The 22,556-nt window shown below is 57.8% G+C and carries 20 protein-coding genes, 1 tRNA gene and 4 pseudogenes; 6 read left to right on the top strand and 19 right to left on the bottom strand.

Features of this window, described 5'->3' with window-relative positions; genetic code table 11:
* Window positions 1-710 precede the first annotated feature (710 nt).
* Window positions 711-1,535, top strand: a complete 825-nt coding sequence (locus CVM73_RS18920; RefSeq protein WP_146006621.1) for a gasdermin — start codon at window positions 711-713, stop codon at window positions 1,533-1,535.
* A gap of 889 nt (window positions 1,536-2,424) precedes the next feature.
* Here CVM73_RS18920 and rplU read toward each other — a convergent pair.
* From rplU to CVM73_RS18885, 7 genes and pseudogenes are all read right to left on the bottom strand, one after another.
* A pseudogene (gene rplU / locus CVM73_RS18915) lies at window positions 2,425-2,769 on the bottom strand (50S ribosomal protein L21); the annotation flags it as partial.
* Between the two features lie 160 nt (window positions 2,770-2,929).
* Window positions 2,930-4,129 carry a hypothetical protein gene (locus tag CVM73_RS18910; RefSeq protein ID WP_100233413.1) on the bottom strand — a complete coding sequence of 400 codons (1,200 nt, stop codon included), beginning with the start codon at window positions 4,127-4,129 and terminating at the stop codon, window positions 2,930-2,932.
* 22 nt (window positions 4,130-4,151) lie between these two features.
* Entirely contained in the window at window positions 4,152-4,598 is a 447-nt protein-coding gene (locus CVM73_RS18905) for a hypothetical protein (protein WP_100233412.1), read from the bottom strand.
* A 67-nt stretch (window positions 4,599-4,665) separates the two neighbouring features.
* The gene (locus CVM73_RS18900) at window positions 4,666-5,781 is read right to left on the bottom strand and encodes a hypothetical protein (protein WP_100233411.1); all 1,116 of its coding nucleotides are present in this window, start codon (window positions 5,779-5,781) and stop codon (window positions 4,666-4,668) included.
* A gap of 700 nt (window positions 5,782-6,481) precedes the next feature.
* Window positions 6,482-6,673 (bottom strand): hypothetical protein, encoded by a 192-nt coding sequence (locus tag CVM73_RS39750; RefSeq protein WP_158237584.1) that lies wholly within the window; start codon window positions 6,671-6,673, stop codon window positions 6,482-6,484.
* 640 nt (window positions 6,674-7,313) lie between these two features.
* A complete protein-coding gene (locus tag CVM73_RS18890) occupies window positions 7,314-7,910 on the bottom strand; it encodes an Lrp/AsnC family transcriptional regulator (protein WP_309143197.1) in 597 nt (198 codons plus the stop codon).
* Between the two features lie 629 nt (window positions 7,911-8,539).
* The gene (locus CVM73_RS18885; protein WP_245452344.1) at window positions 8,540-8,893 is read right to left on the bottom strand and encodes a Tm-1-like ATP-binding domain-containing protein; all 354 of its coding nucleotides are present in this window, start codon (window positions 8,891-8,893) and stop codon (window positions 8,540-8,542) included.
* 571 nt (window positions 8,894-9,464) lie between these two features.
* Between CVM73_RS18885 and CVM73_RS18880 the strand changes: the two are divergent.
* Both CVM73_RS18880 and CVM73_RS18875 read left to right on the top strand, forming a co-directional pair.
* A pseudogene (locus CVM73_RS18880) lies at window positions 9,465-9,877 on the top strand (IS5/IS1182 family transposase); the annotation flags it as partial.
* Between the two features lie 67 nt (window positions 9,878-9,944).
* A pseudogene (locus CVM73_RS18875) lies at window positions 9,945-10,497 on the top strand (IS110 family RNA-guided transposase); the annotation flags it as partial.
* Between the two features lie 415 nt (window positions 10,498-10,912).
* On the opposite strand, the gene CVM73_RS18870 reads toward CVM73_RS18875, so the two are convergent.
* Both CVM73_RS18870 and CVM73_RS18865 read right to left on the bottom strand, forming a co-directional pair.
* Window positions 10,913-11,185 carry a hypothetical protein gene (locus tag CVM73_RS18870; protein WP_146006620.1) on the bottom strand — a complete coding sequence of 91 codons (273 nt, stop codon included), beginning with the start codon at window positions 11,183-11,185 and terminating at the stop codon, window positions 10,913-10,915.
* A 162-nt stretch (window positions 11,186-11,347) separates the two neighbouring features.
* Complete coding sequence (locus tag CVM73_RS18865; RefSeq protein WP_245452343.1) at window positions 11,348-11,587, bottom strand: hypothetical protein; 240 nt, start codon at window positions 11,585-11,587, stop codon at window positions 11,348-11,350.
* Window positions 11,588-11,896: 309 nt separating this feature from the next.
* On the opposite strand from CVM73_RS18865, the gene CVM73_RS39240 reads away from it, so the two are divergent.
* Complete coding sequence (locus CVM73_RS39240; protein ID WP_205751158.1) at window positions 11,897-12,331, top strand: hypothetical protein; 435 nt, start codon at window positions 11,897-11,899, stop codon at window positions 12,329-12,331.
* Between the two features lie 472 nt (window positions 12,332-12,803).
* Here CVM73_RS39240 and CVM73_RS18855 read toward each other — a convergent pair.
* The 3 genes from CVM73_RS18855 to CVM73_RS18845 all read right to left on the bottom strand — a co-directional run bounded on the left by CVM73_RS18855 (window position 12,804) and on the right by CVM73_RS18845 (window position 14,401).
* A tRNA-Ala gene (locus tag CVM73_RS18855) sits at window positions 12,804-12,876 on the bottom strand.
* Window positions 12,877-13,459: 583 nt separating this feature from the next.
* Window positions 13,460-13,720, bottom strand: a complete 261-nt coding sequence (locus CVM73_RS18850) for a hypothetical protein (RefSeq protein ID WP_100233408.1) — start codon at window positions 13,718-13,720, stop codon at window positions 13,460-13,462.
* Window positions 13,721-13,930: 210 nt separating this feature from the next.
* Window positions 13,931-14,401, bottom strand: coding sequence for a hypothetical protein (locus CVM73_RS18845; RefSeq protein WP_100233407.1), 471 nt, complete (start codon window positions 14,399-14,401; stop codon window positions 13,931-13,933).
* Between the two features lie 1,437 nt (window positions 14,402-15,838).
* On the opposite strand from CVM73_RS18845, the gene CVM73_RS18835 reads away from it, so the two are divergent.
* On the top strand, window positions 15,839-16,051 hold the full coding sequence (locus tag CVM73_RS18835) for a hypothetical protein (protein ID WP_100233406.1): 213 nt from the start codon (window positions 15,839-15,841) through the stop codon (window positions 16,049-16,051).
* A gap of 146 nt (window positions 16,052-16,197) precedes the next feature.
* Here CVM73_RS18835 and CVM73_RS18830 read toward each other — a convergent pair.
* Window positions 16,198-16,464 (bottom strand): annotated as a pseudogene (locus tag CVM73_RS18830) (transposase); the annotation flags it as partial.
* A 561-nt stretch (window positions 16,465-17,025) separates the two neighbouring features.
* Here CVM73_RS18830 and CVM73_RS39235 point away from each other — a divergent pair.
* Window positions 17,026-17,223 carry a hypothetical protein gene (locus CVM73_RS39235; RefSeq protein WP_146006617.1) on the top strand — a complete coding sequence of 66 codons (198 nt, stop codon included), beginning with the start codon at window positions 17,026-17,028 and terminating at the stop codon, window positions 17,221-17,223.
* A 352-nt stretch (window positions 17,224-17,575) separates the two neighbouring features.
* Here the strand turns inward: CVM73_RS39235 and CVM73_RS39230 are convergent, their stop codons facing one another.
* The 6 genes from CVM73_RS39230 to CVM73_RS18795 form a co-directional block, all read right to left on the bottom strand.
* Window positions 17,576-17,797: a hypothetical protein gene (locus tag CVM73_RS39230; protein ID WP_146006616.1), complete on the bottom strand. Its 222-nt coding sequence runs from the start codon at window positions 17,795-17,797 to the stop codon at window positions 17,576-17,578.
* Window positions 17,798-18,061: 264 nt separating this feature from the next.
* Entirely contained in the window at window positions 18,062-18,979 is a 918-nt protein-coding gene (locus tag CVM73_RS18815; protein WP_158237582.1) for a S1/P1 nuclease, read from the bottom strand.
* An 827-nt stretch (window positions 18,980-19,806) separates the two neighbouring features.
* Complete coding sequence (locus tag CVM73_RS18805) at window positions 19,807-20,421, bottom strand: hypothetical protein (protein WP_100233401.1); 615 nt, start codon at window positions 20,419-20,421, stop codon at window positions 19,807-19,809.
* 221 nt (window positions 20,422-20,642) lie between these two features.
* Complete coding sequence (locus tag CVM73_RS41020; RefSeq protein ID WP_245452342.1) at window positions 20,643-20,873, bottom strand: hypothetical protein; 231 nt, start codon at window positions 20,871-20,873, stop codon at window positions 20,643-20,645.
* A 144-nt stretch (window positions 20,874-21,017) separates the two neighbouring features.
* Window positions 21,018-21,449 (bottom strand): hypothetical protein, encoded by a 432-nt coding sequence (locus CVM73_RS41015; protein ID WP_245452341.1) that lies wholly within the window; start codon window positions 21,447-21,449, stop codon window positions 21,018-21,020.
* Entirely contained in the window at window positions 21,449-22,546 is a 1,098-nt protein-coding gene (locus CVM73_RS18795) for a hypothetical protein (protein ID WP_100233400.1), read from the bottom strand. Before CVM73_RS18795 ends, CVM73_RS41015 begins: the two co-directional genes overlap by 1 nt.
* Window positions 22,547-22,556: the final 10 nt, after the last annotated feature.

Raw genomic sequence — 22,556 nt, 5'->3', positions numbered from 1 at the left:
GAAACCATCGCGCCGTTGAGCGATGATCCAACCGTCAGCCTCCCGGCTATTGCCAGCTGACCAGTCCGGCTCTTGCCGGCGAACGCGGTGTCCCACCGCCAGTTACACCACGCTCAGGGACACGATCTCAACCTGGCGCGGCGCCTGCAAGCTCTCCAAGAGGATCTTGAGCTTCTCATCCTCGGACCAGCGCCGCCGCCGGCCCGTGTCCTTCACCTCAGCCGTTCGACTTCGGCACTGCGCCTATCACTATCAACAACACGCCTCATTCGGCAAGGCGGCCTCCACCGGCTTTCAACCTCAAATTTCTCACAATACGAGGATTGAGAAGCCACCTAATTTCGTGGTCTCGCGGCGCACACGCTACCGTCTGATGACGGACCTAGAACTCCCATAGCAAGAAAAATATATGGACTTTCTCCGCGCCGAATAGGCTTGGCGTGGAAGAAGACCAGCCCGGTAAGGTCGAGAGACGCCTTCTCCTTGCGTTCACCCAATAGTTGCGCGATTATTCCGCGCCATCTGAATGGGAGACTCTATGCGGCGTTTTGATTTTGGTTTCGGCCGCAGTTTCGAGCGTTTCGAGTCATGCTTTTGTCTGGGGCGTTAACGGGCACGATTCAAGAGTCGTGTCTGAGATCAGTCAATCATTGCTGATAGGCGTTTAGGCCGTCCGCGTCCTATGATCCATTGAGAAGAAGAGAGAGACCATGTTCAATTGCAAAAGATCCAATACAGATCCGCTCTTAAATCTGATGCTCACGAAGCACCATTTGCACGTCTTGCAGTGGCCACGCGAAGGCATCTTGCCGGGCGAGTTGATCATTGAAAAGGAAGGCGGCCAGACCGTGCGGGCGCCACTATCGGCGGTTTTTAGAGATCAACTCCACGACCACGTGCGGGAGCGAGACACGCTGTCTGACATAGAGGAAAGGTTTTCGAACAAATTTGACGCCAAGCTGGGGATCAAACTGCTTGACCACGTTGCCACGATGTTCGGTGGAACATCAGGCCGCTTACAGAGCGCCTACGATTCTGCTGCGATGGTAACGGTCCGGATCGGCATGGCGGAATGGCTCGATTGCAACCCCTCGAAACTCTCCGACTTCATTGCAGAGGCCGCCTTGCATCAGAAACAGGGTGTCTACAGCGAGGGCGACCGTCTCTACGTGATAACCGGCGTTGCCGTTGCAAAGGCGATCGAGGTGATTGCGTACGACAAGACCGGCGCGGAGATGACAGCTGCAGCAGATGCGGCCGCTGCAGGAACTATCGAGGCAAACTTGTCGGCCAAATGCACCGGAAAAGCTGGCGTCACGTACTCGGGACAAAAGCCCATCGTCTTCGCAATCGAGCTGTTTGAATTGGAGCTCAAGGGTGGACGTTGGGGGCTCAAGGGTGTCGACCGCTATGTGGCCGCCAGGGGCAAAGGTGATGAGGAACAAGACCGCCTGCCCCCCTCAGAGGCCGCGTTTATCGGCGATGCTGAGGACGGGCCAGCGTTCATCAATGTTACGGACGCGCCACTGACTTGAGGGACAGCGTTTCCCGTGTGAGACGATGATTGTCGACGAAGAAGTCGACGGTTAGGGCAGCCGCGACTCCTTCGTCCATCTTGCACTCCACCGTTACAGCGCCAAGGTCCCCCTTCTGAGGGCTCGCCTTTTGAAACCGTACGCTTTCAGAGTCGACCGATGGCCCGCTTACGATGATCGTGAAGTCTTCCGCCTTCGCCTTCTTCATCCACCGGGGCGTAATTAGCCGTGTCCGCTGGCCATCCAACATAAACGGCAATTCATTACTTAGCCGCGCGTGCACGCGAATCCAGCCATCACGAAGCCGTTCGGCGTCGAGATGCGTGACATAATCGACGCGTCGATCATGCAAGGCTTTTGGCAAGTCTTCTCGCACGCGGGCGAGCAGGTCATGGGGCTCAACCACGTCCTTGTATCGGTCTGGGTAAACGAGCTGACACAGGGTGATTGCAGCCTTGACAGCCTCGCTCGAATCATCAGATACGAGTAAGCTGATTAGCTTCGCGGCGAAGTGTTTGGCCTCTGCAGGAGTCAAATCCTGTTTCTGAAGCTCTTGCATAGCAGCAATCCGGTCTGTTCCGTTCTGGGCACCGAGGCGAGTAGAGAACGCGACTGCTTGGTCGGATGTTAGCGACCAAACCTCTTTTTTTCCTTTCGACGCATCCTCGGCCGGGGAAATAGGCTCCCGCTGCTGTCTAACGGCATCCTGACGGCTTTGTTCTTGCTTAGCTAGGGGCAATTCTTGGCTTTTGGAGGACCCTGCGGGGGTATGACGCGCGCCGGCCGGGCCGTGGGAATTGTCGCCAGGAGCTGAACCCGCGCTTTCGCGCTTGAACTCATCCCCTTGAAATTCCTTGCTAAATTTCGATCCCTGAAGATCGTTTGTAGCTTTCCTTGGCCGCGGCCGGATTGAGGGCTTGGCGTTGTTGGGCAAAATCTCGGTGATGCGAAGTACGGTGATTTCGTCACGATAGCCGCGCTTGCGGCGCGAGTTCTTTCGACGGCGCTTCGTGAAAGCGATGACTTTCGGGCCCCGTTTGTGGTCCAGCACTTCGGCAGCAACTGAGGCACCGGCCACTGTCGGCGTACCTAGCGTCGGAATGTCTCCACCGAGCACCAGCACTTCGGGCAGTTGCACGATCGTGCCAACATCGCCGGGGAGCTTGCTGACCTCGAGCACTTCATCCGGTACGACACGATATTGGTGACCGCCAGTTTTGATGACTGCAAACATTGATCTATTCCTCTATCCCGGTCTTGAACCTTGGGTCCGTGCCGGACTGTAGCGCGATCCTTGGTGGATGACTTTCGCGTGAGCGCCTCACAAGAAGTTGCGAGCCAGGCGCGGTCTCTTTGGTCTGAAGGTTGGACACGTGCAATCCTTTCTCGGTGGATTACGTTACTCGCTCTTCATCCAATACTTGCTTCGGCTTGGGAGGCCAGATGCCCCCCAAGACACGCTTTTTCAAATCAAGTTCGGCCCTCTTCGTTGCCGAAAGCGGAGGCGCCCTCAGCTGGAATTGAGCTTCGCCGTATAGCCCATAGAACAGTGCGGACGGGTTTCGATGCTCTGCCAGCGTAATTCGTCGAGCCTTCAGGAGAGCTTCGGCGGCATACGCACCGTCGCTTGCCATCAGATAAAAGAGATGAGCGAAGTCCGTCATGAACCCATCGCCAAGCGCAGCCTCCGCCGCGATCACGAGTGCCGCACCATTGGCCCAGAGCTTAGCCGCATAGCCGTCCGTGCTTGCCCAATTGGTGGTGCCGGCGCCGCAAGCATTGAGCAGAACGACGGGCTCTGACATGAGCACGGCTTCGTGGAACGCCGGGAACGGAAGCTGAAACTTTTCGGTTACCCGCATATGGGAGGTATGAACTTCATCCCCACCTTCGATGTGGCAATCGAACTGAACAAGCTCTTTGGGCGCTTCCTTGTCGTAAAAGAACCCGTGGAACAACCTCTTGTCTGTGGGTTTTTTTAGCGGGTCCAGCGGAATTTTCGTAATGGAATCGCCGAGTCCGTCAATTGCGAGCTGGGTATCGCGCCGATGAACACTTGCCAGGCCATCGTCTTCAACGAAACCGGCCCTGCGAACCTCGGCATCAAGCTTGAACGGCCGGTATTTCCGGGGCACCTCGCGCAGTATGACGTGATTCCAACCGAGAAAATCCTCGTACGTCGCGTTGTCGGGATCCCCCGACAAACACAGAGCTTCCCACGGTATGCAAGCGCCTTCGCCGCTGACACGGATGGTCGCTCCTACATGCGCTGACAGCATCCGTACGAACTCTTTGCGGTCCCCAGCGTCGGTAATTACCTGATCAAACAGCGCCGCTCCGTTCTTGAGAACCTGAGCCATATATTTGTCGCGATTTGCGAGGGACTCAGAACTGTACTCGACGCTGGAACGGCGGCATTGTTTCGGCAGCTGACGTACCTTGCCGGCAATCCGTTCCAGTGTTTTTGGGGACGAGTCGGAGGTAAAGGGAACGGATGCATGACGGGCGATGCTCAGCACAAATTTGCAGGTGTTGAGAAATTGCGCGTTCGTAATCTGCACTTCTTCCGTCGGGGTAGAGCCCAAGCCATTCATCGTCGACGCCGCTTCTGATTTTTTAATACACAGGAAATGACAATTCAGTCTCCAAGAGCGTACCCCGCTCAGGCAGACAAGAGAGTTTGAGAACAACTCGCCCAGGCTTGGTCGGCACTACGCGAAAGACGACCGGCTCTCCGACATATCCACCGACAACGGGAGTTTCGACGCCCGCATTGGAGGCCGACAGCTGCAACGTGGTCCAGCCGTCGGCACGAGCGACCTTACCAGCGATGCCAAGGGCGGTCGGCAGTTCGCCATCCAGGACCGCCTCGACCTCAACAACCTGACCTGCAACCACCTTCTTGTCCGGCACAGCCACCGAAGGTCGAAGTTGCTCATGCTGGACGCCTCTGAGCAACTTGATGAAGCGCTTTGGCTCGAACGGGATTCGGCCCAGAACGACGCGTCGATCAAGCTGACGATAACCGTCGCGACCGACCTCCGCGTGGGTCGTGACGGCCAATCCCACCGCATGCTCGGACGAAAAACCTAAGCGGGTGGGAGAGCGACGATCTTGGATCTTCTTGGCCTTAGCCGGGTCGGGATTGAGCGGCAGTTCCTGCTGTGACTGCCGAATTGGAGGCCGACAGCTGCAACGTGGTCCAGCCGTCGGCACGAGCGACCTTACCAGCGATGCCAAGGGCGGTCGGCAGTTCGCCATCCAGGACCGCCTCGACCTCAACAACCTGACCTGCAACCACCTTCTTGTCCGGCACAGCCACCGAAGGTCGAAGTTGCTCATGCTGGACGCCTCTGAGCAACTTGATGAAGCGCTTTGGCTCGAACGGGATTCGGCCCAGAACGACGCGTCGATCAAGCTGACGATAACCGTCGCGAGCGACCTCCGCGTGGGTCGTGACGGCCAATCCCACCGCATGCTCGGACGAAAAACCTAAGCGGGTGGGAGAGCGGCGATCTTGGATCTTCTTGGCCTTAGCCGGGTCGGGATTGAGCGGCAGTTCCTGCTGTGACTGCCGAGCAGCTAACAATTCGACAAGTCGACGCGCCTGGTGCGCTGATTTGCACGGAGCGCTCAGCCAGGAGCGGCCGAAAGCGATCTGGGAGCGACTGAGGTAGGAAAGAATCTCAAAAGGATCGCCGTCCTCCCCCAACAAGGTATCGGCGATCGCGCGGTAAAAGATGCCTTCAACGCTGCCATCGAGTTGCTTGAAAACTGAAAGGCCTTTGGAGCAAAGAGAAGCAGTCTCTGCTCGGTCGCGTGGATGCGCGACTTGATCAACGACGCGCGTGATCGGCGGAGCCCCAAGATCGGTGCGGGAAGCCGGCGCACCACCCCGGAAACTGAGGAAGAGCATTTCGCGAGCCGCACTTACGGCTTCGCCAGCGAAAATCATGCGCGCCGCACGGTCCACCGACCAGCGCGTTTGTCCACGAGCGCGTGTCGTCGCATAAGCGAATCGCTTTTCGTGAGGCTCATAGAAGAGGATGTCGTCTTCTGGAGGAACAAGGCTTTCGCCTGTTCTGTCAGAAACCCATCGGGCATCCCTCATTAGCAAATCGTCGATGCTGCGAGCCTTGCCGTCGCCCTGAAGCGCAATTATCCAAACACGCGCGGACGGCGTGTGCGGAGCCCTGATCTCAGCTCGTTGCGATCCAATATCGAGACTGACGAGAGCGCTGTTCAAAGCGAATCTGCCGACAATTGCCTCACCATGTGTGGGCAAGTCGGAACACAAATACAAGATATGGTAGCGCGAAACTGGGGAAAACCGTCTCCGACGGCGAGCGACCGCGATCGGCTGGCAACGCGAACCGCGGGCGCGTGACCACCCCCGCAACTCATGCGGCGAGCGCAAGCGCCTCCGCCCGGTGGCACGACCGGACTGCATCGCAGCCATTGAATTCACGTGTCCCCCAAAGGACTTATAAAAATAGCGATCTAATAAGGCGATTCAACCTTTAAGTGCAAGGCGAGTCAAGGCGAATCTAGACATTCAGCAGAGTGTTGTTGCGCCCCAGATCCGGAGCTGCGTATCTCGTCATCGTCGCAGCAACTCGGACCAACTGGCGCGTAACTTCGATCTTGACCTGTATTCGCTGCATTCGAACCAGGAATCTGACGATCAAGTCCTCTTTGGCTGCGCATGGACTGCGCTAAAAAGGGCTCGGTGACGAGCTCAATACCCTGCCGCGGCCATCAGCCTTGATAAATAAGGGCATTAGCGCGCAGGAGGCGTGGTGATTTGGCAGTCGGAACGGACGTGGTCTGGCAGGATCCGTCCCAAGTGCCGTCGCCCCGACCTTTTTTCGGACGACGGACGCCATTCGTGACGGACTCGTTCGGCTGCGCAACGAGACGCAGGCCGAGATCATCCTCATGGACCTTCAATATGTGCCGGCGACTTGACGCCAGCCAAGAAGGTCAAGGCCATCGCGATGGTAATAGCGATCGACGAGCTTGCCCGCCGCGCAAGCGTCAACGTCTTCCGCCGTTATGCTTTCATGAAAGCCCTTCACGAGATTGAGGGCGCCGCGTTCGACAAAATGCTCGACCCAACGGATGATAGCCTGCTTCATGATTGTGATTGGGTGACACACCGGCTCGCCTAGGCGCTGAAGCTCGCGATCGCCTACGCGGTCGACCATGCACAAGCCATTGCCGGGACGGCTGAGTCGCGCGGTCGCGCCGCTCGTAGAGTTCAGATGGGAGCACCGTCCGTCCTCAGCACGATCGCAGACTTGGCACCTTGCATACATGACATAGCCGATGAAGTCCAAGCGTGACTGTCGAGCGTGAAAATCGTAGCGAAACCATGATAGACGCAAGCAGCCGCGACACGGTCCGCGTTCGTGTTCGCCGCTGAAGCCTTGTATGCGCGCATCGCTCCGAACTTCAAGGGAGCCGATGCGGAGCTTTGGCCTTGGAGATCCCTGCAGGACGCCTGTCGGCCGGCCGAATTCCCGCTCGAGTTCACGAATACACACATAACTCTTGGCGTGGTCTTCGCGGGTTCGTGGCCGACGTTTAGCCGAAAGACATCGACCCCGGAAAGGTAGAGAGCAGGTATCTTCTCAGGCTCGGCACATGCCGCACGGATGGTTGCCACGATCTTGGCGTGACGCGAGCGACGCAATGTATCCCCCATCTGAAAGGCCAAAGCCGACCCTTACGATGCGGTCGACGGCAGTTGCGCAAACCAACGTCTTCGTGCGTCGCCTAAAACCATGCGATGGACGCTATTGGCAAAGTGAAGCCTGCTTTGAACCGATCCATGACAACCATTGTTTCAATGCGTTTTATCTCTGAACTTTCGTCTGTAAGACGCCGGGCAAACCGCTCGTAATCTTCCATATCGTTTACGGTAACTAGCAAGACGACGTCGGCCAGACCTGTAACGTAGAATGCGCTCATCACTTCAGACATCTTGCGAATTTGCCGCTTTAGGCGATCAACGGTGTCGGCACGCGTGCGCTCCAAGGAAATGAGAACCACTGCCGTCACATTCTGCCCAATTGCTTTTGGAGAAATGATGGAAACGTCGGCCTCAATGACACCCTTGGCTCGAAGGCGCTTCAGCCGACGTTGAACTCCGGACGCGGATAGACCGACCTTCCTTCCAAGATGTTCACTGCAGAGGCGATTATCTCGTTGGACGAGATCAAGAAGACGAAAATCGATCCTGTCGAGTTTCATCACTGCCTCGCGGCTGGCGGATTGCAATCGCGTCCGACACGCCTGCGCGGCTTGTCCTGGCATTTTCGACTCGTCACCACGCAGCCTAGCTGTTGAACGATCGATTTCTCCTGCTTTCATCTGTCTTGGAACACCTATGTGAGCCCAGCTCTTCGCGATACTCGAAGACAGTTGATGCGGCGATCTTCCCCTCCACCGGGGCTCACCACGCTAGAAGCCGGCCGCCATCTCGAGAATGTGGCCAGTCGGGATCTACCTTCGCTGAGAGCTGCTGATGAGGGCTGTCCCACTCTAGTCCTATCGATGCGCGCCCCCCACCCGCACAGATATTCCCTCGGCACACACGAGTGTGGTAGACGGTCGAGCTCCGGAAGCGCGGCTTTTTGCTCCTGATCAGCGGAAGCACTTATGCGAAAACGATGGCGCGACCGATTGTTGTGCCGGCCGCGGGATAAAATACACGCACGAGAAGTCATGTCGGTGCCGCAAGCATGAAGACCCTAGATTGCGTTGCCTTGTGCATCCAGGACGCTTCCGTAACTGTCGGTCGCCAATCCGGCGGGCGCGCCAAACGTTGCCGGAATGATCGGAAACGCCCCAAATGTCCGTCTATGATTGATCCAAGATTTGGATTTTTTCCACGGTCGGATCGCCGAAGGTTCGATTGAAAGCCGTTTTCCCCACCATTCAAGAGGGGATCCTGTGCTCTGGCAGCGTGCGCATTGTGTTCCTTGATTGTCTTTTTAAGCTCAGCGGAATAGTCCCAGCTGCTTTGCGAGCTCCGAAGTCGTTTCACCTGCCTTGATGTAGCCAAGGCGGACAAGTTTGCGATGCTCAACGTCCAGGGCCAAGGCTGATCCCGGGAGGTCACCAGCCTTACTGCGCGTCCTTTCAGCAATCTGCTTCAAGAGTTCGTTGGGCGCCTTCGCATCGGCTTGTTTGTTAGCGCCATCCCTCTTCGTGCCGACGTCAATCAGTATGGTCTTGCGGCCGCACGCCTCGAAGATGGCGGCAAGGTAAAACGCTTCGCGAGCCTTCGTATCCAGCGTGGCCACGATCGCGACCGCGGCCGTAGCCGCGGATCCAATCGCCAGTTCAGACACGTTACCATCCCGGAACGACCTCTGGTCGTCCGTGCAATGGTGAGACACGATCTTCCTCCCGCCCCTAGCAACAGAAGGTCTAGACCTGGTTGTACCCGGGTATAAGATCGGTTAGGGGTGCAAGTGGGTAAGATTGGGTAGAAACGGTAAGAGCGAGAGTTCCCGGCAGACTTGCCACAGACATGTCGGACATAGCTAAGCCGGACAATTGCAAGTCTACGCGCCCTCTTTGCGCAGCCTTCCAGAAGGCCCGTTACTGGTATGGCGACCCTGCCAATCCTCGACTGGAATGACGCCGGCATCACCGGCGTCGCGAATTTCCCGCCGCATCTAATGATCGAGCGTTCAGCCCTTCGACGACTGGCAAGTGACCAAAAAGTGGCTTTGCGGCCGTCGCTCGCTAGTGCACGCTGCTTGCCCTGAGCAGAGGGGGCTTGCTGGCATTGCTATCACCACAGAAGGCGCGTTGCGCTAGGCGGGATTCCATAAACAGGAAATGACACATCAGGCTCGCCTCCAAACCACGCGGTCCAAGATCACCGCGCAACCTCCTTCTTCGCGCCGTCATGGCGCACATACCACGGTGCAGCCGAAGGCGATCACCTTCCCGACCGATGCCAAGCTCTTGCACGCGGCGATCAAGGGGCTCAACCGTCTGGCGAGGAAGCATGGGGTCAAGCTGCGGCAATCCTATCTTCGCATCGCCAAAATCGCGTAATGGCGGGACGCTACGCCCATGCCAAGCAATTCAAGTGGCATCAGTGGCAGTTGCGCATCCTGCGCAGCCGACTGGGCCGGATCATCCGCGATAACCGCCGCAAGATCGAAGGTCAGGCGATGCTTGAGAACACGTTCGCCCTCCCGCTCAGCCGGGCGCCGCAGCTCCGCTCGCAGCAGCAGCGCCAGCGCGGCTTCAAGCTTTATTCCTTCCACGCCCCGGAGGTGGAGTGCATCGGCAAGGGCAAAGCAGACGCGCCTTACGAGTTAATGGCATGGACCACGCCCGCTCACAGGGGCAACGTACAGCTCCGCCAAGAGAGGAGCGCAAACCATGTCCCATACGAACATTGTCACGATCGGTATCGATCTAGGCAAGAATTCCATGTGGTGGGGTTCGATGCCACGGGTGCAATCATCCTACGCAAGAAGCGATCGAGAAATCAGCTTGAGCAGTCGCTGGCTAATGTTCCGCCCTGCCTGATCGGAATGGAAGCCTGTGCAGGAGCACACCACCTGGGTCGCAAGCTCGAGAAATTAGGCCATCAAGTACGGCTCTTGCCAGCACAGTATGTGAAGCCATACCTAAGGGCCACAAAAATGACTTCCGTGATGCCGAAGCCATCGCAGAGGCGGCGCAACGCCCGACCATGCGCTTCGTCCCGTTGAAATCGGCCGAGCAACTTGACTTGCAGGCGCTGCACAGGAGTTCGCAGTCGATTGGTGACGCAAAGAACCGCGGTCATCAATCAAATCCGAGGCTTTTTGCTTGAGCGAGGGCTGCCGGACCGGCAAGGAGCGGCAGCGCTCCGATTGGCACTTCCTCAGATTCTCTCAGGCCAAAGGATAACTTATCACCTCGAGTGATCCAGCTCATTTGGCGCAAACCGCTTCATCCCCTTTGTCGATTCCTCTTGCATCGCGGGCGTGGTCCATAGATGGCGTCAAAGCCTCCATCGTCACCAACAACCGCCGTTCTCCCGGGGGCCTGGCGCTGCAATATCCAGCTCTCAGGGCACGGGCCCGCGTCGAGAGGCTGCCGGCGCGCGTCTATTCGGGTGGAGAACGCCGGCCTTCTACCGCGCCTTGCGGCGCGACATTCGCTTGATCCGGGCAGCATCGCCGAAATGATCCTGAACGGCGCGCTCGAAGCCGGCGGCACCTTCTGCGAAAACTATTGGATCTGGACGCCGAGTAATGCCGTCGCCGCCTGTAACTCGGCAGCTGAAACGCGGCAGTACGCCAGGTCAACGTCGCGCCACCGATATCCCCGGGCATCCTGCTTATCGTGAGCCTCTGACCTCACGGGGCTACGTTTAGCGCCAGAATCGCGATGACCGCGGTCACGACTGTGACTGTCATGGTCACCGTTTCGAAGCCGATCCCCCAGCTTTCGTTTTCACCAAAGGTCCACCACAAAAGAACCAATCCAAATAGGATGCACGCGCCGCCGTTAACGACGACGCGATGAGCTCTGACGTCGACAACGAAAGAACCAAGAATAGCTATTCCCAAAATCAGAAGCGCTGCTCCTGCTGCGCCAGTCAAATAGTTCGAACCAGGTTTTCGAGGCATCGATCGCACTCCCATCTTGGTTGACCGGATTCGCGACAGGTCTGCTTACAACCTTCGAGAGGAATTATACTGCACTAAATGTCGAGGCTTTTCCAATCAAAGCGGACCGCAGCGGAAGCCGGCGAGGTCGCCTTCTCTGACTATCGCGACAGCTGCAGGTGTTCATGCACCGGGCTGTGCGTTCGCCGAACTCCATTCAGCGCCGCGGCGGCGGACCATCTCACGATGGGACCGCTTAATAAAGGCGCGCTCAACGCAAAAACCTGCGGCCACTGAGGCGGCCAGCGCAAGGCCGCAGGCGACATAGCTGTTCATGAAATCCCACAGAATATTGATGGTGGCGACTACTATAAAAGTGAGTGCCATCACCGTACTGCGACATGCCTTTACCATTTTGACCATTTTGCTCCGCAGGCAAATTGCCCAGGAACTTCCTAGCATTGCAACCATGACGATCAGCGGCGTCGATGGGGCGTCCTGTGCTGTCTTTCTGCACGCCCCAGGAAGCTACGCCGCGCGCGCGTTTTCGTCCTGAGGATGGATCATTTCGCCGAAAAGCACCGCTTTAAGTTTGCTAGGGTCCGGCGGTGTCCCCCTCAACACGGGCACGCATCTTGAGCCCCAGCCGCGCCAGCCCGACGAAATCAGCGGCCAAAGAAACCTGACTCTCACTGAGCAGCAAATGTGCTCATCCGCTCAACGCCAACCACGATGGCCGGCGTCATCGCTCTGACACGATATGTCGCCGGCCTGCGGGAGTGGGAGCTGCCCGATGATGATGCGTGGATCGAGTCTTCTTACGAGGGCTGGCGGACGCGATCGATGAGATCGGCATGGCGAAGCAGCGTCGGCACATTGGAAATTGAAAAAAGGAGCGGCATAAAAATACGATTTTTCATGTTATTTTTGATCGGCACAATTGGCTTGGCTTCCGTCGAAACGGTCTCTGCTCGCTCTTGCACTGAGCAAGGAGCGCTGTGCGTGAATTGGGCAAAAGCAAACGTTCCTGACGCGGCAAGGCAAAGCGCCGCTATGGGGATATGCCGTGAAGAAATTCCTAAATGCAGAGCCCGCTGCAAGGCCGGCAACAAATACTTCGTCGGAATCGGCGGCTTTAATCAATATCCAATTGATACCTGCAATTAGATCAAACCCACAGGCCGCCCTCAGTTTTCGGCCCTAGCCGGCGGTCTCGCCACTGTCCCTCAGTGTGCTTCGATATACCCAACCTCAAAAAAGCTGGAAATCAGATATGACGACATGTCCAATCTGCGGCACTTAAGCCGCTGAACTTCCCGTCACCGGAGGTTCTGATGGCTTCGACTGCAAGCAGCACGGACAGTTCAAGGCCTCGCGAACCTCGCTAGCTGCCGAGCCGAGCAAGAGCGCTGGACGCGAGAGCCGGGAAAAAGCTCTGAACGAGGCCAAGGACCGTGCGAAGCCAGGCGAGATCCCGCTGATCACCCATTACGATTTCTGATCACAAGCCATGGCGGCGTTTTCAGTCGCGAGGATCTACCAGTTCCCCGCCGAGCAATGTGCAGGTCCAGCGCCGGCCGGGAGGTCGAGCACAAAAAACGCAGGTCGACCGCAAATCAGCAGGTGGTGCTGGTGATGATGGTGGACCCGGAGGCAATTGACCCCCTACCCGCCGCGTGCAAAACGGCGCTCTCCCGGTGAGCTACGGGCCCTTAAAGTTCTTGCGAGATTTGTCCTTCCCGGCCGCGCGCCAGTTCGCCATGAACTATGCATTGGCGGTCCGCTTGGCGGTCTCGCAGACCTCACACCAGCATCCAACGGCATTGGCGAATTCTCGATCGGCTCCGGTCGCGACGGGCGACGCGCACTCGCATCAGATCGAGAGCGCGAACGTGTCACCATAAACGGACAATGGGTGTGTCTCGGGCAATTGAGTGGCGACGATCGATATCGTCTTCGGAACGTTCAGAACAATTCGACCCAGATCTGGCACCGACCCCGTCGCCGATGCTGCGGCCAGGCTTGCCGGTCGCCTGGGTGATTGCCCAGATATTGATAGCGCTTCAGCTTTCGTCGCTGCCCCTAACCTCGCGCCCAGGCGTTTCAACCCCGCCATCATGTTTCTTTCCGAAGCAAGTGGCGGATTAGCATCGCGACGACGAATACCCCCAACGCCGCAGCAACTAAGGGAAAGCGCACCATCGAGGCGGCAAATATTGCCGCCGGCACTGCAGCGATGATAACGAGTGCGATAAGGCGCGAGGCGCTGCGCACTCGCTGCGGCCGCCAGCACGACTAGGCAAAGCAGCGTCGCAAATTGCGCCGGCGCCCATCGAACTCGCCGAACACGAACGGCTTGCCGTGCCGCCGGGACCATTGTTCGATCAACGCAACAAGTGTCGCCAGCGTCCCCGCCGCCACGGTGATCGAGCCGACCGTGATCACGCCGGTAAGGATATCGTCCGGACCGGTAAGGCGCCCGGCCGCATAACTGCAGAAGGTGATGGCGAGCAGCGCCGCCTCCTTGATCTTACCGCCAAAGCCGTTGACCAGCATGGATGCGCCTGCGGACAGCTGACGACAACCCGCGCGATTCGCCGAGCACGATCAACAGCACCAAGGACCCGGCGAGCAACAGTCCAGTCACCAGCGAACCTGCGCCAAGTAGACGTGCGCCAGGACGGCGAGCGAAAGCACGCCCAGCAGTGCCGCTCGAATTGATATAAACTCCAAAGTCCCCCCATTTGCTCGCTATTATCCGCGCAGCTACGAATCGTTGCGGCAAACCTCCACCGAAAACTCCGTACGTTTCGGACGAAAACGAAGCTTTTCACGCGGGGAAACGAGCGCGCCGAGCCTGGAGAGAGCGGAATAGCGGCTGTGGTCCTCAAGGCGCGGACCTGAGACCCGCGCCGATTGTTGCTCAGTTGATGCCGACCTACCCTCAGCAGTCGTCACCATCAACTGCCTGAGAAGACCGTCCGCCATTGGCGCTTCAGCGGCGCGCGCTGCCACGCCCCGCATCTGCTCGACGCTGTCTGGCGCCAGGAACATATCCGCCAACTGGCCGGTGCCGCGGCCGAGCGACGCGCGCTTGATGCGATCGCGAACACTGGTCAGAGCCGACAGGCCGCCCGACTTCGCCGCAGCAGCGATCTCAGCGCTCACGGGCGGCAAGCTAAGATCATGCGTGATCTGGCGGTTGAACTCCGTCGCGCTACCCTGCGGCTTCCGCATGCCGGTCCCTCGCAGCACTTCAACGAGATCCAGAAGCTCTGACGGCGGCGGCCCGCCAACCTGTTGAAAAATCGAAAATCTGAGAGTCCTGCCGGGATCGCCAGACTTTCCATCAGCAAAACAAGAGCTTGGTGCCGTTGCACCTTCGTTCTGCGCGACCGCCCGTGTTGCGCGTGCTCCAGCTCGCTCCCAGCAAATTCAACGCGTTACGCGGCATTCCAAACTGCTCCACGCAACACGCCCCTTCGCCTTCTGTTCACGAGATGCAGGGAAGCAACGAGTGCTGTCGATATCGTCGGCTGGACGATGCTGGCAGTCACAGTGGCGGTCACGTGTGCATCGACAACAAGCCTCCCGCATAGCCGCCGTCCACACCCACGATGGGCAGTGCTTCGCACCTGTTCTCGGCCACTAGGATCGATACCGAGCTACTTACGAAGCCGCTTTGATGGCGGCATGCCTCGTCCTGTCCGACGCCACACGCCCACGCATGCTGACGGCCGACCACGCAAGATCACGTTCGGAGATATGCGGGGAATGGGCTTGCGGCGTCGTGGTCTACTGCCATTGCGGCCACCACGTCGCTTTGGATGCTGATCGCTGACCGGATGACGTTCGGCTGTCTGATGTCGAGCCGCGGTTCGTTTTGCCAAGCCTGCGGTCGCGGCGGCGACGTCCGTCCTGACTTTGATCGCGGCGATGCACGACTAGCAATTGTAGGCCACCGGGCAAGCGATCAACTCAGATCGAGGTCAGAGGTGCACACCGATAATAAACCGGATGGCGAAGAAGGAGCCAACAGCGACAACAGCCGTCGCACTGATCGCAAACAGGACTCTCCAAGTCTCGTCCAATCGACGCCTCGTACAGAAACGGCGCCCGTGGTGGCCCCAGCATCAGGCCGGGGGGCATGACGATGCTGGGGCCGCCGGACAGGCTCTTGCCTCGTGGGATAGAGGCCGTCACCGGCCAGAGACAAGCACATTTCCGATCTGCCGTTCCTTCGCTTGCCGATTATTCCCGGATGTGTGTCCAAATTCCCACACGCCTCCTGATAAGAGCAGCCGCAGGCGCCGCTCTGGTATGACCCCTGCGGCCCGAGCCGCGACGTTCCGCACGATCGGCGCGGCGCTTAGATCCTAAGCATATCGCGTCGTGGGGGACATACGCGGCCCTCAGAGGTGAACGCCCGCCAGCTCGCCAGCCCCGGCGGGGCTTCCCTCACCTCGATGCACGTTAAGCCTGCGGAACATTGTGAAGTAGATCATATTGCCAGCGCGAAAGGCTGCGGTACGCTCGGTCTCACCGGGGCTGGCTCCATATTTCACTTAGACCTTTTCACCCGGTCTATTTTGACCATCGCGCTGGCCGCAGCAGTCCCCTGCTGCGGCCTTCGTACTGACGGGGGCGCCCCCGATTCCCTTCGGAGAGACCTTTATGACCAAGGAGAATTGCCTGATTGTTCGTGCTGCCGGGAAACAGCTTGACCTGTTGCGGGGCGAAGCTTCCCGTATCGCAAAAGCTGCTAACGTTGGCTGGTGGACCGACCGCGCGGAGATCGGTACTAGGTTCTGTTTTGAAGATCCTAAATCAAAAGAGTCTTTCGCACTCACTTGCGACAGCCTCGGCATCACCTGCCAGGAGGGCTAGTCGCTTGAAAAACCCGCCGACCGGGGAGCCGGCGGGTTCTCAATGCCCATGCGTTCTCGTGGTACTCGTCACCGGTCCGCGATAGATCCATCCTATCGCTGGGGTTACCTGTTTAGCCGCCGCTTAGCCCCTAGAGCGGTTCTCGATCAGGTTGGTTCGTATCCAGCGGCTCCGAAGTAGTTGGCGCATTCATGCGGCGTGAAGCGGTCGAGGCAGCGCCCGATTGCGCTCCATAAACCTTCGACGGTTCGCTCTGCGGCGGTGCGCAGCAGAGCTTTGAGTTTGGAGAACGGATTGAGATCGGGGCTGTAGGGCAGGAAATAAAGGAGCTTTGCGCCGGTAGCCTCGATCGCTGCGCGGACGCCTGCACCCTTGTGGCTGCCGAGATTATCCATGACGACAACGTCATCCGGCCAACATGCGTTGCCTTTACGCTTTAGGGCCAAACGTACTGGTTCCGGGAGAATCCCCTTCGAAGCCGTCGAGGCTGGCGGCGCCGCGTCAAACGCGGCGATAGAGCAGAAAGACGGCCGATAACTACCGATCAAAGACGGTTCTCGCCTTCGCTGTAGTGCTAATCAGTGCAATCCAGCATACCGGGCCCGCCAAGGTTGTAAGTCGCGGTCGTGTGCCAAGTACCCGAGTTACGCGATCGATCCATTTGCGGCTTTGTTGGGCAAGAAGGTCGAGAAGTTGATGCGAACGATTCTTGTACTTCTCAGTATTTGGCTGTTGATCAACATCCTCGTTGCAGTACTCATGATTCCGCCGCGCAAGCCGCGCAAATCGAGCCGTCAGAACGGCCCCAAGGGTAGGCTTTCACCCGCACTAGTTGATGAGAACAGCGGACCACCAAGCGAAGATCATGATAGCTTGAAAGTTCGCCATCACAGGAACTAGGAGCCCAGCTTTATCGGGTTGAGCTACGTCAAAAAGCCTATCGTGCCATGAATCTGCGCAAGGATGGATAGCAAGTGAGTACTCGACAATTTTCTAATGGGAAAGCCACGATCCAGGTTTTGGCCCATGCCAGCAGCATGAGGCCGAAGGTGGTTGACCACTTTGCCCTGATCAGCATCGAAGGCGACGAAAAGGCCGCCCGGGAGCTTTTCGACGAGGTCGCGTCGAAATTCCAAAACCGCCCTTACAGCGACTGGCTCGATCGCGCCTAATCGGTCCGACCGGCGTCTTTTCTGTGCATTGCCTCACGGCAACCTCGGCATAGGCCTTCATGCTTTCGGCCAATGAGCCGCTATTTTTGACGCTCTCAATACATTGCTGTTTGCACTCTCAGTTTCGCGTCGAAGGCCTTCATTTCCGAGTCGGACATCTGCCGACCGCTCTGTTCAACGCCAAGTCCAACGACAAGAGCGACGAGCAGCGCGCCAATTGAGGTTACCATAACGGATAGCCGCGGCTGACGCCCGTGACCTTTCAGAGGCGGACACTCGCTGGTCAATGCTCCCGCGGAGGTTTTCGGCCTAGAGGCGAATCATATCGCCGAAAAACTCCGTTTGAGGTTTGCTAGGGTCCGGCGGTGTCCGCCTCAACACGGGCACGCATCTTAAGCCCCAGCCGCGCCAGCCCGGCTGGGGCTTCTTGGTGAAGCGGGACAGCGAGGTGGTAGACCATCAAGCCAAGATTGATAGGTGGCGGAAAGAGGCGGCCAAATGCGGCAAGCTCGGGAAAACAGCGCCCGACATAGCCAAGCGCGACATATTGGATGAGCGGATAGATGAAATCCACGGAATCGCTCTCTCACCTTTACATCAGTCCTAATCGCCTACGAAGTCGTGTGATATTAAGGTGGAAAAGTCCTCGTCCCGGAGAGGCAAGAGCGTAACCGCTCGAATTGTAATGTCGCGCAATGAGGCAAATGCTATTCACCGGCCCCTCGATTGCAGTTCCGGCGGCGCAGGCGGTCACCCGGAGCGGCCCGCGCCAATGAGCTGAATGCAAACGGCAGCATCGCAATCATAACCGTCGCTGCCGGGCGGCGCATCGCGCTCACTATTGCAGTGCGTTGTTCAGGAGCTTCGCGAGGCGTGCTCCCGCGATGGCCGCCCGTTCATTCGCAACTGCCTTCGCCTTTCGCTTGTACGTGTCGGTGATGGTGAACGGCCCACCGCCCACGCCGATTGGCGGCTTATAAACGTCGCTCTTGGCCAGCTCGAAGCTCTCCACGATCCAGGCATGGACGTCCTCGTTGGCGGCGCTCCCAGCAGGCGCATCATCGACCTTTCGTGCTGCGTTGATCGCCGCGCGCGTGCTCGTTCCCGTTCCAAAAAGATTGTCCCAGAAGGCGTGCAGCTCGTTCCTGCACGGCTTTTCACACAATTTCACGTCGTTGCCACCACGATCGCCATCTGGCAAATCCTGGGTAAAACGCGAGGTTGCGTGTAGGGGCTGGTGGACGTCGCCGACCAAGTGAAGCAGCCAGACGAGATCATACGATCTCACGTCATCAGAAGCTTCCGAGGCGAGCGCATTACGGAAGGTAATAATCTGAGTCTCAGCGTTAGGCTCGGGCCCGTCATGCGTCTGGGTCCCATCCGGCGAGAACGGAATATCCTTGTAATGCCAGTAGCGATGCATCAGTTTGTCGCGGTAGCCTATGTTGCGCGCAGAATCGGGACCTGACGGCTTTTCGCCGTCATCCGTGTAGTCGTCCTTTTTCTTGATGTCATCCGCCCATCCCGCGGCACGGGTAAAGGCGGCCTTGCTTTTCTCGCGGCTCGAGAAACCCTCAACCCAGTGATCATAATCCGGGTTCAGTCTTAGCAGCTGACTGACCCTAGCCTTGGCTCTAGGCGTCAGCTGATCCCAGGCGATAGCCGCTATCTCCATATGGCCCCTGAGATTCCAGGCGGAGGCGTCGCCGGCAGAAAGCAGACAAAATGCGAACGGGAGTATCGCTTTGGCCTTCATCGCACTCTCCAAAAAAGTGTTCGGTTTTGCAAAATCGGTAACAATCGGTGGCTGGACACTAAGCACACGCACTTCCGGCCTCGTGCCGAATACGCATGTACGAGCCTGGCGCCTTGAGATAGCGCCATCCAGCCAAAGGTTGTATAAACGCTCTATTCGTCCAGCACCGAAAACACTACAATCACAGATTATTTGGTATGAGACCGCTGTGCCCCGCCCTTCGACATCGATTGCCATGAGCAACTTTCTGGCAGCCACCTCCTGGGTCTGTATACATCATAATGATGGAAGAGACTGGTGACGTGATGGACGTTGTCGACATGGGGGTCGTCATGCCGCTCAAGTAGAGTAGAACAACGATCGCGCGGATTTTTTGCTTTCTATGCGCATGAGCGACGAAAAAGTGCGCGCAGTTATAGATCTGCGTTGCGAAACTCCGGCATCACGGTCCTTCGTCATCTGCAGCAACCTTAAACTCGAGAGCGACTAGACGCAGAGAATGCCATTCGGCAGGATCTCGTGTCTATGGGGTCGATCGTCTTACACAATCCTTGTAAATGCTCACAAGCGATGACGTTAGATTCTTATGGAGCCTCAAACCGGCGGACAGCGTCAGCACTTTCAACAATCGAACGGCGCGCTCTTGGAGCGCGTCACTATTGGTCAACCGGAATTGCTTTGCACGCGTTTCGTCCAACGCTCGTTCCATTGGATAGCCCGTATCGCGATCTTCAATTTCATTCGCGATTGCGAGTGCATCTTCCAAGTAGCGAATGATCTCACCTCGTTTCTCCGCTTCGTTCTTCCCGAATGAGGGAGGATTCGGCTCAGCTGGAATTTTGGGCAGCGCGGTCTCGAAAGATGAATTGATCTCTTATGCCTTGCGCGTCAGGATGGTTGGTCGAAATAAATTTCGTGCCATGCGGATCGAACCTGAAACGATTTTGAAGATCCCCATTTCTGCGCCGTATCTCAAGCTCGTCCCCGACCATCGACCAGGTCCACTCGTTCTGATTCCTACCCTCTCCAATTTGGCCATTTGAGTTGAACGAAATCAGCTTCCGGCCCGTGAGTACGGTCGGGTTGAAGTTCAATATCCATCCGTCCTGGAGAAGAATCGCAGGAGCGGTCGCTGGCAGGTATTGGGTAATTGTGGGCCCAGGTATTTTGTCACCCCCGGCAGTTCCAGGTGGGGGCATGCCTGAGTTCGCACGCAGCCAACGACGGGCGGCGAATTCAAGGCCAATCCAGATTGCGAATGCAGCCACGCTTAGGATCAGCCAAAAAGCGAGCGTACTGCCAAGCGCGCCCATGGTTAGATCGGCCAGCCATTTTTCCGGGTAGAAGCCAAGCCGATATGAAATCTCGAATGCGGTGCGCGCAATGAGGGTGCTGACGAAAGCGAGCACGATCCCGATGAGTGTTCTGACCGGCAATCCCATTCCATAAGGATTGCCACAAGCTTCCGAGTTGCGGAAGGCTACCCCGAGAATAAAGCGAGAATACTTCTCTGCGGAAACCTGCTAAGTATTGGAGCGGGCGAAGCGCCCTGAACAGAAAGCAAGCTACACGAATCCTCAGATTCAAACACTTAAAAAACTGCGCCAATCAACAAACGCGCGATTGTTGTACGCTTTGTTATCCGTTTGTTGGACGTCGCAAGTTAGCCCACGGCTTCTACGAAGCGCATCACGACATCACTTGCAACGCGCTGGCGTAGCGTCCGTTGCTCGCGCGCTTCCGCGTCGTCGCCTTCGATTTCAAACTGAGCCACGGCGACGGAGCCGTCCTTGCGATAGCCTTCCGTTTTGTCGTCCGTCACGAAATGCTTGCGCAGGATCGTTTTCCAGGCAATAGACGGTGTCATGAGCGTCCTTGCGTTCGTGCCGATCATCCAGTGCGTAAGCCTTGAGGCAGGTGAAGCTCACGATATCCGCGTGGCGGACTTCCTCGGTGGCCGCGCCTTTGCCGCCAAGCAGGTCCGCGGCGATCTCCTTGACTTCGTAATGATCAAACACGAGCGATGCGTGCGGAACGTTCAACGCGGAGATATTCCCTCCCTCGGCGGGCAACGGAGCGACTTTTCCGCCGCCACGTTTGGGATCGTCGGCAAGGAATTCCAGAATGATTGAGCCGCCGGATTCGGTCTTGGCTTGCCAGCGCCAGGATAGCGGCTGTCCCTTGTCGTTCGTGGTGCGCGTGAACCCCATCTGCTTGAGATTTCTTCGAGGGTTCGATAGGCCTCCGTGTCGGCGAGCACCTGCTGCTCGACGACGGCATCGACATCGCCCGTGCCGGCATGCTGTTTACCTGGCGGCGGCTTCGTGACGACGTAGCGTGGCGTGAGTCCGCCGACGAGATAAACGGATTTCTTCCACGGTCCGAGATTCCGGACCAGGGTAACGAGCAGCCGCTCGCAGTTTTCCTTGACTTGTTTTTCATATCCGGCAGCGGTTTCGGGCTTGGCCATTAGAAACTTATTCTTTCCTTGCGAAGATGTTCAGCCGCCTCCTGAGCCCGCCCTCCCGCGATCAACAGATCAAGATAGACTTGGACCGGGCTGGCAAGCCAGGCCGCACCATGACGCTCCTCAAACAGGAAGGGCCCTTCCTCGGCGAGGGTCTCGATCATAGTGAAATTTGCGCCTTCGGAAACCTCCCGGGCTCCGAGCCTGCTTAAAGCATTTCCCGCGCTGCGGGTAGATGCCCCGCGGCAAGATACGCGGGACAGAGAGGAAAGGAAGGGCGCGTAGCGTCGGCCGGCTGATTCTTGAGTGAGCACATATTCGACGCCAGCCTCCGCGAAAGCCGTATCCATCCGGCCGATAAACGTATCCTCGTTCGTCGCGTTAGGCACATAATAGCGGCGCGTTTTCGGCTTGATGCCGGCGAGGACCTGCTTTTTCCATTCGTCCAGTAGCGCTCGCGGCGCGGTAAGTTGGCGCTCCTTGGAAGGGTCTTGGCCGCGCGCGGCAAGCCACTCGAACCGTTCGAGCATGATCAACGTTTCCGAGGCCGTGGCAGGCGATACGCGGGCCGCCTCCGAGAGCGCTTTCACGCTAAACCAGTGCTGAGGGTCAAGGACGCGGAGGACTTGCGAGCGTTTGCCTTTGAAAACGGTGCTCACCGACCGGGCCAAGTTCCTCGGCACGGGTTTATCGATCAGGACATAGGCTCCGGGCGCGGGAATAAAGAGACTTCCGCCCATCTCGAAATAACCGACATTTTCCCGTCGCAGAAATTCCTTCGAGCCGGGGGATATGGATTCAGCGGCAAGAAGGGGAATGACGTGGTCGCCGCCGCCAAATTGGCTTGCGTATTCCCGTAGCTGCCAAAGCGCTTCGCGCGCGTCCCGCGGGAAGAGGGATTTCTTGGCCTCGACGAGCAGCGTGAGGTTTTGATTGGAGATGCGGAGATCGATTTCGGCGTCTATCCGCGATCGGGCGTTGGAGAAAGACCGCTGGCCGCTCTGTAGGTGAGCGTCGGCAGCCGGAAGTTCCTGAAGTGTCTTCAAAAGCTTGTCGACTACCGTCTTCTCCGTTGCCTGCCAATCGACCGCGAAAGCCATCCTTTTGCTG

The sequence above is a fragment of the Bradyrhizobium forestalis genome, from assembly GCF_002795245.1.
GTDB lineage: Bacteria > Pseudomonadota > Alphaproteobacteria > Rhizobiales > Xanthobacteraceae > Bradyrhizobium > Bradyrhizobium forestalis.
The sequence above is the reverse complement of the archived record's forward strand: the minus strand, read 5'-3'. Positions and strand labels throughout refer to the sequence as shown.

What these genes read in the sequence shown, in the direction of transcription:
- CVM73_RS18920 (WP_146006621.1), top strand. Translation starts at nt 711, where the DNA reads ATGTTCAATTGCAAAAGATCCAATACAGATCCGCTCTTAAATCTGATG.
- CVM73_RS18910 (WP_100233413.1), bottom strand. Translation starts at nt 4,129, where the DNA reads ATGAATGGCTTGGGCTCTACCCCGACGGAAGAAGTGCAGATTACGAAC.
- CVM73_RS39750 (WP_158237584.1), bottom strand. Translation starts at nt 6,673, where the DNA reads ATGAAGCAGGCTATCATCCGTTGGGTCGAGCATTTTGTCGAACGCGGC.
- CVM73_RS18890 (WP_309143197.1), bottom strand. Translation starts at nt 7,910, where the DNA reads ATGAAAGCAGGAGAAATCGATCGTTCAACAGCTAGGCTGCGTGGTGAC.
- CVM73_RS18870 (WP_146006620.1), bottom strand. Translation starts at nt 11,185, where the DNA reads ATGCCTCGAAAACCTGGTTCGAACTATTTGACTGGCGCAGCAGGAGCA.
- CVM73_RS18865 (WP_245452343.1), bottom strand. Translation starts at nt 11,587, where the DNA reads ATGGTCAAAATGGTAAAGGCATGTCGCAGTACGGTGATGGCACTCACT.
- CVM73_RS39240 (WP_205751158.1), top strand. Translation starts at nt 11,897, where the DNA reads ATGGCCGGCGTCATCGCTCTGACACGATATGTCGCCGGCCTGCGGGAG.
- CVM73_RS18850 (WP_100233408.1), bottom strand. Translation starts at nt 13,720, where the DNA reads ATGCTGGTCAACGGCTTTGGCGGTAAGATCAAGGAGGCGGCGCTGCTC.
- CVM73_RS18845 (WP_100233407.1), bottom strand. Translation starts at nt 14,401, where the DNA reads ATGCGGAAGCCGCAGGGTAGCGCGACGGAGTTCAACCGCCAGATCACG.
- CVM73_RS18835 (WP_100233406.1), top strand. Translation starts at nt 15,839, where the DNA reads ATGACCAAGGAGAATTGCCTGATTGTTCGTGCTGCCGGGAAACAGCTT.
- CVM73_RS18815 (WP_158237582.1), bottom strand. Translation starts at nt 18,979, where the DNA reads ATGAAGGCCAAAGCGATACTCCCGTTCGCATTTTGTCTGCTTTCTGCC.
- CVM73_RS18805 (WP_100233401.1), bottom strand. Translation starts at nt 20,421, where the DNA reads ATGGGATTGCCGGTCAGAACACTCATCGGGATCGTGCTCGCTTTCGTC.
- CVM73_RS41020 (WP_245452342.1), bottom strand. Translation starts at nt 20,873, where the DNA reads ATGATCGGCACGAACGCAAGGACGCTCATGACACCGTCTATTGCCTGG.
- CVM73_RS41015 (WP_245452341.1), bottom strand. Translation starts at nt 21,449, where the DNA reads ATGGCCAAGCCCGAAACCGCTGCCGGATATGAAAAACAAGTCAAGGAA.
- CVM73_RS18795 (WP_100233400.1), bottom strand. Translation starts at nt 22,546, where the DNA reads ATGGCTTTCGCGGTCGATTGGCAGGCAACGGAGAAGACGGTAGTCGAC.